10 protein-coding genes are annotated in these 10,580 nt (G+C 66.6%); 4 read left to right on the top strand and 6 right to left on the bottom strand.

What is annotated here, in order from left to right; all coding sequences use genetic code 11:
* The 3 genes from VN419_RS09895 to VN419_RS09885 all read right to left on the bottom strand — a co-directional run.
* On the bottom strand, positions 1-1,216 hold a 1,216-nt coding region (locus VN419_RS09895), incomplete at its 3' end, for a UvrD-helicase domain-containing protein (RefSeq protein ID WP_325647009.1).
* A complete protein-coding gene (locus tag VN419_RS09890) occupies positions 1,216-2,115 on the bottom strand; it encodes a DMT family transporter (protein WP_325647007.1) in 900 nt (299 codons plus the stop codon). The genes VN419_RS09890 and VN419_RS09895, both read right to left, overlap by 1 nt.
* A 1-nt stretch (position 2,116) precedes the next feature.
* Complete coding sequence (locus VN419_RS09885; protein ID WP_325647005.1) at positions 2,117-3,106, bottom strand: ornithine cyclodeaminase family protein; 990 nt, start codon at positions 3,104-3,106, stop codon at positions 2,117-2,119.
* Positions 3,107-3,257: 151 nt separating this feature from the next.
* Here VN419_RS09885 and VN419_RS09880 point away from each other — a divergent pair, with 151 nt between their 5' ends.
* Genes VN419_RS09880 through VN419_RS09870 form a run of 3 tightly spaced genes read left to right on the top strand, consistent with a single transcriptional unit; the run spans position 3,258 to position 5,547 of the window.
* The gene (locus tag VN419_RS09880) at positions 3,258-4,214 is read left to right on the top strand and encodes an RluA family pseudouridine synthase (protein WP_325647003.1); all 957 of its coding nucleotides are present in this window, start codon (positions 3,258-3,260) and stop codon (positions 4,212-4,214) included.
* Positions 4,215-4,223: 9 nt separating this feature from the next.
* A complete protein-coding gene (locus VN419_RS09875) occupies positions 4,224-4,697 on the top strand; it encodes a DUF3124 domain-containing protein (RefSeq protein WP_325647001.1) in 474 nt (157 codons plus the stop codon).
* A 7-nt stretch (positions 4,698-4,704) separates the two neighbouring features.
* Positions 4,705-5,547 (top strand): (Fe-S)-binding protein, encoded by an 843-nt coding sequence (locus VN419_RS09870; RefSeq protein WP_325646999.1) that lies wholly within the window; start codon positions 4,705-4,707, stop codon positions 5,545-5,547.
* Positions 5,548-5,550: 3 nt separating this feature from the next.
* Here VN419_RS09870 and ftsY read toward each other — a convergent pair whose 3' ends face one another.
* Positions 5,551-6,951 carry a signal recognition particle-docking protein FtsY gene (gene ftsY, locus VN419_RS09865; protein WP_325646996.1) on the bottom strand — a complete coding sequence of 467 codons (1,401 nt, stop codon included), beginning with the start codon at positions 6,949-6,951 and terminating at the stop codon, positions 5,551-5,553.
* A 123-nt stretch (positions 6,952-7,074) separates the two neighbouring features.
* Between ftsY and asnS the strand changes: the two genes are divergently transcribed.
* Complete coding sequence (gene asnS / locus VN419_RS09860) at positions 7,075-8,457, top strand: asparagine--tRNA ligase (RefSeq protein WP_325646994.1); 1,383 nt, start codon at positions 7,075-7,077, stop codon at positions 8,455-8,457.
* A gap of 42 nt (positions 8,458-8,499) precedes the next feature.
* Here the strand turns inward: asnS and VN419_RS09855 are convergent, their stop codons facing one another.
* Positions 8,500-9,399, bottom strand: a complete 900-nt coding sequence (locus tag VN419_RS09855; RefSeq protein WP_325646992.1) for an AraC family transcriptional regulator — start codon at positions 9,397-9,399, stop codon at positions 8,500-8,502.
* Positions 9,400-9,466: 67 nt separating this feature from the next.
* A complete protein-coding gene (locus VN419_RS09850; protein ID WP_325646990.1) occupies positions 9,467-10,183 on the bottom strand; it encodes a DNA alkylation repair protein in 717 nt (238 codons plus the stop codon).
* Positions 10,184-10,580: the final 397 nt, after the last annotated feature.

Here is a 10,580-nt window from a genome sequence, read left to right as displayed (position 1 = left end):
CCTGAAACTCGTCCACCAGCAGGTGGTGCAGGCGGTCGCCCAAACGACAGAAGGCGTCGGGCACGCCCATGTCGCCGTCCAGCACCTCGCCCACTATGCCCGCCATCTGCGAGCCGAAGAGGAAGCCCTTCTCGCGCTGAGCTTCGTCCAGCCCGCGCAGCAGCAGCAGGGCTATCTGCGCGCAGGGGGCCAGGGCGTAGGCGGCGGAAAGAATGGCCTGGCAGCGGATGTGCTCCTGCGCGGCGTCGCGGAACTGCTCATAGGCGCGGCTGGCGGCTGGTGAGCATTTGCCGCGCGACTTGGCCAGCAGGCACTCGTCCAGGCTGTCCTTGGCCAGATAGGCGGAATCCGCCGGGAGGTCGCCGAAGAGCTCTGCCTCGCGGAACTTGCCCAGCATCTTGCTGAAATTCGCCTGTGGAGCCAGGTCCTCGCCGCTGATGGCCTGGGTCAGGGCGTCAAGCGCCAGGCGCATCTCGCCGTAGGACAGGCCCAGGAGGTCGGCCATGCGGCCCTGGTCCGTGGTCAGCGGGCCGGGCAGGATGGGCAGAATATGCAGCAGCAGGCGTGAAAGCTCGATGAGCCTCTCGCGCAGGGCCTCCTGGAGCCAGAAGCCGTCCTTGTCCTCATGTTCGATGAGGGTGCGCACGGCCTGCTCGTACAGGGCTTCTTCCGGTCCGCCCGCCTCGCAGCGGGCCAGGAAGGCGTCGAGCAGCAGCTCCAGGGCCTGGCTCTCGTCGAAAATGGTGTCGAAGTCCGGCTTGAGCCCCCTGTCCAGGGCGAAGAGCCGCACCAGCATGGACAGCAGGCTGTCGATGGTGCGGATGCCCAGGTGCTGCGTGTGGCGCAGAATCTCCAGCAGCAGGCGGCGAGCCTTGGCCGGGTCCAGGCCCTTGCCGGGGGTGTCCGTACCGCCAAGGGCGCGTTCCTTCAGCGCGCCCAGAACGCGCTCGCGCATCTCGGCAGCGGCCTTGTTGGTGAAGGTGACGGCCAGGATCTCCGGCCAGGTGTAGCGCCGACGAGGGCCAGTGGCATCCGCCGCGCAAGCATAGCCAGGGCGGCAGCCCGGCCCCTGGCGACCCTCGGCGTCGTCCGGTTCGGTGTCTTCCGGTTCATTATCCTCGGCGCACCCGGCCAGCAGATCCAGAAAGCGCAGGGTCAGGGCGTAGGTTTTGCCCGATCCGGCCGAAGCCTTGACCTGGCGGAAGGGCGCGGCCATCAGGTCGCGGCCTCGCCAGCCTGCCGCGCTGCGCCCCGGCTGCCGCCCAGGATGGTGCAGAGCACGGCGGCCAAAATCAGCGCGCTGCCTGCGTAGCCCATGAAGTCGAAGCGCTCGTCCCACCATACGTAGGCCAGCCCCGCGGCCAGCACGGGCTCAAGCGTGGCCACGATGGCCGTGCGCGTGGCCGAGAGCCGCCTGAGGCCTGCGTAATACACGCTGTAAGCCCCGTAGGTGGTGGTGACGGCGAGCAAGGTCAGGAAGAGCCAGGCCTCGCCGCTTTTGGGCGTGAAGGTGACAAAGGGCAGAAGGCCCAGGCAGCCCACAGGCAGGGCGTACAGGAACAGCGTGGGCGTGGCGTAGCGGCCCAGGTAGCGTTTGCCGAAAATATAATAGGTGGCGTAGCTGAAGCCGGACAAGAGTCCCAGCAGGATGCCCGGCAGGTTCACCGCGCCCAGCCCCTGGCCAGACACGAGGGCCGGGCCCAGGCTGACGCAGGCCACGCCCACGAGGGTCATGCTGAGGGCGATGAGTTTGTGGGCGTGCATCTCCTCGCCGAGCGTCAGCCAGGCCAGCACGGCCACCCAGGCGGGTGCGGTGTACAGAAGCACCGAGGCCAGGGCCGCTCCCACCATGCTGATGGACAGGATGTACGCGCCGAAGAGCGTGGATACGCCGATGATGCCAAAGGAGGCGATGGCCGGGGCGTCCTTGCGCTGCAGGCGCCAGGCCCCGGTGGCCAGGGCGTGCACGGCGAAGAAGCTCCAGCCGATGGCCGAGCGCCAGAAGGCCGCCTCCAGCGGGGCAACGCCAAGGGCGATGACCTGCTTGGACAGCGGCCCGATGAGCGCCCACAGCGCGGCCGCGCAAAGCACGTACAGGTAGCCTGCGCTCTTCATCCTACAGTTGCACCCAGGTGCCGGTCTTCATCTCCAGGGCCTTCTCGTACAGCAGGTGCCCGGTCATCACGTCGTCGAGGGCGATGCCCATGAGCACGGCGGAGCGGCGGCCTTTGCGCGCACCGGGCTTCTTGCCCGCGCAGATCTCGCCCATGTCCGAGTGCAACCCGGCCTTGGATGGGTAGCCGTTCTGGAAATAGGTCCCGTGATCCTGGGTCCACAGGTACTGGGTCTCGCTGTCCGTGGTGAAGGTGACCGCGCCGCTCATGGTCTCGGCGTCGAAGGCCGAGTCATAGTCCACGGCGATGGCCAGCACGTCTTCTTTCAGCCATTCGGACTTGATGAAGCGCTCGGGCTTTTCAACGATGGGCGTGCAGGTGATGACCACGTCGGCCCCGGTGACGCAGGCTTTGGGGTCCGCGCAGTTGATGAAGCGCGCGTTCGGCAGCAAGGGCTGCATGTCGGCCGTGAAGCGCTCGGCCTGTCCCGCGAAGGGGTCGAACATGCGCACTTCCTCGATCTTGGGGAAGACCTCGATCATGGCCCGCAGGTTCATGTGCCCCTGCACGCCAAGGCCCACGATGCCGACGCATTTCGTCTCCGGATCGCCGAAGTGCCGGGCGTACACGCCGGAGGCCGCGCCCGTGCGCCAGGCCGTGATCCAGGCCGCGTCCATGACCGAGCGCACCAGCCCCGTTTCGGGGTCGATGAGGGTCCAGATGCCGGTGATGTATGGCAGGCCTTTTTTCTGGTTCGGCGGGTAGCCGGAAACGACCTTCACCCCGGCCATGTCCAGGGTGCCGCCCACATAGCAGGGCATGGAGTGGTTAAAGCAGTCCTTGCGGGTGTGGATGCCGATTTTCGCAGGCATTTCCACCTCGCCCCGGCCCATGGCGGCGAAGCCTTCCTCGACCACGTCCATGATCTCGCGCATGGTGAGACCCAGGGTATCCATGTCCGCGCGGGACAGCCAAAGCACGTCAAAGCTCATGGTGTGCTCCTGAAGTGTAGGTTTTGTGAACCTTTTTACAGTAGGCTGTTTCGCCTGGTTCGTCAAAAGCGGATGCCCGCCCGCATGGTTGCGGGAGCCCTCTTGCGTGGTTGCGGATGCCCGGCCCAGCGCGTAGTATGGGGAAATGACAGTGCAGACGGACGCGGGACAGCCGCGTGAATTTTTGGTTGGGGCGGACCTGGAAGGGGAGCGGCTGGACCGCGCCCTGGAGGCTTTGTTGCCGGGCTCGGGCCTGCGCCTGCGCAGGCGGCTCATCGAGGCGGGCAGGGTGCTTGTGGAGGGCCGTCCGGCCCCGGCCGGGCTCAAGCTGCGCCCGGGCCAGCGGGTGAGTCTTTTGCCAGACGCCGCCGGAGACGCGAGCGAAATCGAGGCCGCTCCGCGCTTCAGCGCGCGGCAGGTGACGATCGTCGAGCGCACCAAGGACTATGCGGCCCTGGACAAGCCCGCGGGCTTGCACAGCGCGGCACTGGCGGGCGGCGGCGGGCACAGCCTGGAGGCGCTCCTGCCGGAACTGTTCCCCGGCATCACCCCGCGCCTGCTGAACCGCCTGGATTTTCTGACCTCCGGCATCGTGCTGGCCTCCATGAACGCCCGCGCGGCCAAGGTCTTCGCGGCGCTGAAGCCCAAGGACGTGGTCAAGGAATACCTGGCCGTGGTCCAGGGCGTGCTTGCTGAGCCCTTGCAGCTCAAGCGCAAGCTGGACACGGACGACCGCAGGCGCACCCGCGTGCTTGGAAAGATGGAGAACGAATCGCGCGGCTGGACGCTTGTCTGGCCCGAGGCGGCCCTGGCGGACGGACGCACCCTGTTGCGCGTGCGCATCCAGGCCGGGGCCCGGCACCAGATACGCGCCCATCTGGCCGCGGCGAACCTGCCCATTGTGGGCGACCCGCTGTATGGCGACCCCGTTGAGGGCGAGCCCGGCGAGGGGGGCGCAGACGCTGTGGAAGCGGGCGGCCGCCTGTACCTGCACCACAGGAAGCTGGAATTTCCGGGCTTCAGGGCCTTTTGTCAGCCGCCCTGGCTCAAGGAGTTGGAACGCATCGCCCCGGCGCGGCCAATGCCTGCCGCCGAGGACAACGAGTAGGGAGGAGTCATGAAGAAGAGCCCCATCAGGATGAGCCTTGTCGCCCTTGCCGCCAGCGCCCTGCTGGTCTGCTCCAGCCTGCCCGCCCTGGCGGACATGTCCAAGGGCCAGACCCTGTACGTGCCCTGCTACTCGCACATCTACCACGGCGTGAAGACGCGGCCCTTTGATCTGACCATCACCCTCACCGTGCGTAACGCCGACGCCCGGCGCAGCATGCGGCTGTCCAGCGTGGACTACTACGGCTCCGACGGGAAGCTGCTCAAGCGCTTCGTTGCCGGTGAGCAGCTGATGCCGCCCATGAGCACGCGGGAGTTCGTGGTGGACCAGACCGATTCCTCCGGCGGGGCAGGGGCGTCCTTTCTGGTGCGCTGGCGCGCGGACGCGGCCATGAACGAGCCCGTGGTGGAGTCGGTCATGATCGGTACGGCCAACAGCCAGGGCATTTCCTTTTCCAGCCGGGGCGTGCAGGTTCAGGAGTAGGGCGGGTATGGACGGAAAAGCGACGCGCGCCCAAGCCATCAAGGCCTTCTATGCGCGGGCGGCGGCCGGGCGCAGTCTTGACGAACAGCTGGCCGCAGTGCGCGAGACCGGCGGACATGGCGCATTTTCCGTGCTGCGGGCCGGTGCACTGGCGGCGCAGGGCATAACCGTGCCGAAGCCACAGGCGGATGTCTGCCTCGTGTTCGGGTGCTACCGTCCCTTCACCACGCCGCAACTGCTGGGCCAGGCGGTCCGCTTGTTCGGGGCGCTTGGCATGGAGTGCACGTGGCTCCCCGACGAGGTCTGCTGCGGCTTGCCTTTGGTCAGCCAGTCCACCGGGGACGAGCGCGAGGCCATGCTCTCCGCCTCGCGCGGGTTCATCGAGGACAACCGGTCCCGGGCGCGGGACCGTGGCGCGCAACGCGTGGTGTATTGCTGCGCCGGTTGCGCACAGGCGGCAAAGGGGCTCGTGGGGGACACGGGAGACCTGTATCTGCTGGACGCGTTGATTGACGCGTTGCAAGGAAGGAAGCTCGTCGGCGCCGGACGCATCGCGTATTTCGAAGGCTGCCACACGAGCTACAAGGCGCAGTTCCCAGCCGTAGACCTGAATTGGAAGCGCTACCGGGAGTTTCTCGGCTCTGTTCCGGGGCTGGAGCTTTTCGATGTTTCCGGCCTGTGCTGCAAGCATGTTCCCGGTGAAGTGGTGGAGCGCGCCCTGGCCCAGGGCGCACAGCGCCTGGTGTGCGCGTGTTCCGGCTGCGTGGCGGGACTGCGCGCGGCGGCGCAGGGGCGCATCGCCCTTGTGAGCTACCCTGAGCTGCTGCTGGAGACGCTCGGTTTGGGCTAAGCGCTATTCGCCCAGCAGGGCCTTGGCGAAGTCCTCGCCCACGAAGGGCCGCAGATCTTCCATCTTCTCGCCCAGGCCCACGAAGCTGATGGGCAGCTTGTGGGTGATGGCCACGCCCACCATGACGCCGCCCTTGGCCGTGCCGTCCAGCTTGGTCAGCACGATCTCGTCCACCCCCACGGCCTCGTGGAACAGCTTGGTCTGGGACAGGGCGTTCTGGCCTGTGGTGGCGTCGATGACCAGTACGCTTCTGTGCGGCGCGCCGGGGTGCTTCTTGTCCAGCACACGCTTGATCTTGCGCAGCTCCTCCATGAGATTGACCTTGGTGTGCAGGCGGCCCGCGGTGTCGAGCAGCACAAGGTCGTAGCCCTCCTTCAGGGCCAGGTCCACGGCCTCGAAGGCCACGGCCGCCGGGTCCGCGCCCTCGTGCTTGGAGAAGATGCCCGCGCCCACGCGCCCGGCCCAGATCTCCAGCTGGCCGATGGCCGCGGCCCGGAAGGTGTCGCCCGCGGCGATGAGCACCTTGCGGCCCTGCAGGCGCGCCCGGTAGGCCAGCTTGGCGATGGTGGTGGTCTTGCCCACGCCGTTCACGCCGATCATCATGACCACTTCCGGCGGCGCGGCCACCTTGGGCTTCTTGGGCAGGGGGAACAGCTCGTCCAACTCGCGGGCCAGCACCTCGCGGAAGCGCGCGGCTTCGGTGACGCCCATGGCGCGGGCGCGGTTGCGCAGATTGCCCAGGAGCTTGCGCGTGGCCTCGGAGCCCACGTCGGCCATGATGAACAGCTCCTCAAGCTCCTCCCAGAAGGCGTCGTCCAGTTCGCCCTTGCGGCCGAACAGCGCGCCAAGGCCCACGGAAAGGCGCTCGCGCGTCTTGGCCAGGCCGCGGGTGAGCTTCTGGAACACGTTGGTGCGCTCCTCCTCCTCCTGCTCAAGATCCAGGGAGAGGATGAGGCGGTAGCGGAGCTCGGAGCGGAACTCGTCCACCTTGGTCAGGTTCATGGCCCGGGACCAGACCTTGAAGTCGTTGATGAAGGTCTCGGCCTCGGCTTCTGGCGCGCCCAGGGTGGCAAAAAGGAAGCGCAGGCGCAGCCACAGGGAGTCGTCGGCCGTGTCGAGCCCGGAGAGCAGCAGGCCCAGCCATTCGGAGATGCGCGCGCGCGAGCCGCGCAGGGAGGCCTCAAGCTCGGCCTTCCAGGCGTCGGTCAGCACTGCGGGCGGCAGGCTTGCGGCGGCCTCGACGCCAGCTTCGACGTCAGCCTTGGTGCCGGGCGCGGCAACAGGCGTGCTCGCGGGCGCTTCCGGGGAAACCGGCTGCCCGGCGGCTTCGGTGGACTGGACGGGGGCCTGTTCGGCTGCGGAATCGCCGCCCCAGAGCTTTTTGACCTTGCTGAAAAATCCCATGCGCGCGCTCCCTGGATAGGTGATGTGTGCGCCGCTTCTACCCCAGGCGCGGGTCCGACGCAACTCTGTTGAAATCCTTGGCCGGAGGCACTAGAAGAGGTGCTTGTCCAAGGAGGGCTTTTCATGCAGCGCACACGCATCATCGACATTTTGGCCAGGGAGGCGGGCGGCCCGGTGCTGCTCAAGGGCTGGGTACGCACCCGGCGCGACTCCAAAGGCTTCTCGTTCCTGGAGATCAACGACGGCTCCTGTCTGGCCAACGTGCAGGTTGTGGCCGATCACACCCCGGAACTGCTCCCCGCCCTTGAAGGCGTGGGCACCGGGGCGGCAGTGTCCGTCAGCGGCCAGCTGGTGGAATCACCGGCCCAGGGCCAGCGCTGGGAAGTGCGGGCAGAGGCGATGGAGGTATACGGCCTGGCCGACCCGGAAGCCTTCCCGCTGCAGAAGAAGCGCCATTCGGACGAGTTTCTGCGCAGCATTGCGCACCTGCGCCCGCGCTCCAACAAGTACGGGGCCATGCTGCGCGTGCGCTCGGAAATGGCCTTGGCCGTGCACGACTTTTTCCGCCAACGCGGGTTCTTCCACGTGCATGCGCCTATCTTAACCGGTTCGGACTGCGAGGGCGCGGGCGAGATGTTCCGCGTGAGCAATCTGGAGGCCGAGAAGGCCGCTGCCATGCCGCCCGAGGTTCGCGCGGCCGAGGAGTTCTTCGGCCGTCCGGCTGGCTTGACCGTATCCGGCCAGCTGGAGGCGGAGCTCATGGCCCTGGCCCTTGGCAGCGTGTACACCTTTGGCCCCACCTTCCGGGCCGAGAACTCCAACACGCCCAAGCACGCGGCCGAGTTCTGGATGGTGGAGCCCGAGGTGGCCTTCGCCGACCTAGCCGACGACATGGACCTGGCCGAGGCGCTGGTGTGCCATCTGGTGCGCCACGCCCTCACGGCCTGCGCGGCGGACTTGGCGCTCTTTGGCAACTTCGTGGACAAGACCCTGCTGCCGACCCTTGAGAACATGCTGGCCGCCCCCTTTGCGCGCCTGACCCACGCCGAGGCCATCGCCGTGCTCAAGCAAAGCGGCAGAAGCTTCGAGTTCCCGGTGCATGCGACGTCCGATCTGCAGACCGAGCACGAGCGCTTCCTGTGCGAGGAGCACTTCAAGCGTCCGGTCATCGTGTATGACTACCCCAAGGAGATAAAGGCCTTCTACATGCGCCTGAACGACGACGGGCGCACGGTGGCGGCCATGGACCTGCTGGTGCCGCGCATCGGCGAGCTGTGCGGCGGCAGCCAGCGCGAGGAGCGCCTGGACGTGCTCACCCGGCGCATGGCCGAGGCCGGGCTGCCGCAGGAGCCCTACTGGTGGTATCTGGACACCCGGCGCTTCGGCACCGCGCCCCACGCAGGCTTCGGCATGGGTTTCGAGCGCCTGCTCATGCTGGTCACGGGCATCGCCAACATCCGCGACGTCATCCCGTACCCGCGCACGCCGGGCCACCTGGAGTTCTAAAGAGAGGAGGGCGCCCCCGACCTGCCGGAGCGCCCTTCTTCATTACTTGAGCGGGATGTGGATGTCCGTCAGCAGCTCCTGCGGCGGGGTACGTGTGGGGTCGTTCAGATAGGCCTCGAAGGTCGGGCTGTCGTCGCGCATCTCCCGGCCGCTCTGCGGCAGCCATTGGCCCATGATGCGCTTGTAGGCCTCCTCAAGCCCCTCGTACGGCCCCTTGTGGGTGATGATGGCATACTCGCCGCCGGGCATGACGTCCGCCACCACGGGGGCTTCGGCCTGCACCGGGCGGTCCACGGTCATGGCCGCGTCGTAGCGGATCTTCTCCGGCGCAGTGATGGTCGGGTCGTCGTGCCCGATACCGAGAAGCATGGTTGAGGGACCGAAGAGGCCCTTCGGGCCGGCCCATTCGCACAAGGTCTTCCAGGCCCGCTCGGCGGACTCCTTATATGGTCCGGTTTCGCGCACGCGCAGGATGGCCCGTTCGGGCAGGGTTTCAATGCGGACGTTCATGACTGCTGCTCCTGTGTCGTCGAAAAGGAATTCCACTATCTCGCCCGCGCTGTAGTGCACACCCGAAGGCGCTTCCAGGAAGCGTTGCTCCCGGCTGTCGCGGCTTTGACTGGGCGAGAGCCCATAACTCTTGCGGAAGGCCCGGCTGAAGGCTTCGAGCGAGTCATACCCGGCATCAAGGGCGATGTCCGTCACGGACTGCCGCGTCGTGGCCAGCCGCAGGTGGGCGCGCTCCAGGCGGATGCGCCGCCTGTGGTCCATGATGGTCTCGCCCAGCATGCCCTTGAACACCCGGTGGAAGTGGGAGACGGAGAAGCAGGCCAGTTCGGCCAGGGCCTCCAGTTCCAGGGGCTCATCCAGGTTGCGCTGGATGTGGTTCAGGACCTTGAGCATGCGCGCGGCGTAGGTGTTACGTGTGTCGAGTTTCAGCATTTTCCTTCCTGGAGAGGGGGTATAGGGGATGCGCGCCCGGCTGGCCTGACCAAAACTCTCATGTTTGCTAGCGCTCCATGGCCTTCCTGCGCCAGTCGGCAGGCATGAGCTCTATGGCGTAGCGCAGGGCAACGCGAGGCATGCGCGCCCGGCGAGCCAGCACGAAGTCCAGCACCTCCTGTGGCCAGGCCTTAGAGGTCTCCTTGAGCATCCAGCCATACCCCTTGCGCACCAGGTCGTCGTCATCGGTCAGCAGCGCATCGGCCACATGGAACACTTGGTCCAGGAACAGGCCGCGCCGACCAGGAGGCACAAGGGATACGGCCGCGCCCCTGCGAAGCCAGCGGTTGGGGCTCGCCAGCCAGGGCAGGGTGCGTTCCCAGAGCTCTGGGTGGCGCATGAGCAGGGGGCCCAGGCACCCCGTGCACAGCACGTCGCAGTGAGCCCAATTGTTCACGCGTGTGGACAGCCAGCCTTCGAAGGTTTCAAAAGCGGCCGGGCCCAGCTTGGACACTGCGCGGGAGCACCACTTGCTGGCCAGAGTCGGGTCCTCGAAGACGTCTGACTGCCAGAGGGTGTTGCACATCTGAAGCAGAACCGCCGGATCAAGAGTGCGCAACTCGCGCCAGCGCCGTGCCACCAGGGCGTTCAGCTCCGATGAGCGCACGCCGAGTGGGCTGATGGCCTCCTTGAAGAACCAACGCAGCCCGTCTCGGTGGGCTGGGTCGGCGCATTGCACCATCTCGGCGCGCAGGTCGGTCAGAAAGGCGGTTGTGTCGAACATGGCCGCATCATATTATAGGGCCGCTGGGGCGTCCACGCTTGTTCCTGCCGCCCAGGGGCTTGGTGAAGCTGAAGATCAGTCTCTCTGCTCCCAGGTCACACAGCGGCAACCTACTATAATCACGTTGTTTTTCAAAAACATCCCCTGATTCGGCAGAAAGCGGTTGACTCTTGTTGCTGGTTCACCTAGAAACGCCCCTCGCCGCTTTGAACGGCCGGAAGGCGCAGTGACGGGCAGCGAAGGTTTTTTGAAAAGGTTGAAGAAAAGGGTTGACGAAGGGACGCGGTTCACATAGAAACGCCCCTCGCCGCAAGTGAACGGCCGGAAGGCACGGAACAAGCGACGCGATCTTTTGAAGATGAATGAAGAAAGTTCTTGACGAAGGGTGACGGTTCAC

This window comes from Humidesulfovibrio sp. (assembly GCF_035560995.1).
Classification (GTDB): domain Bacteria; phylum Desulfobacterota; class Desulfovibrionia; order Desulfovibrionales; family Desulfovibrionaceae; genus Humidesulfovibrio.
Note: the sequence above shows the minus strand (reverse complement) of the source record. Positions and strands in the feature narration are given on the sequence as shown.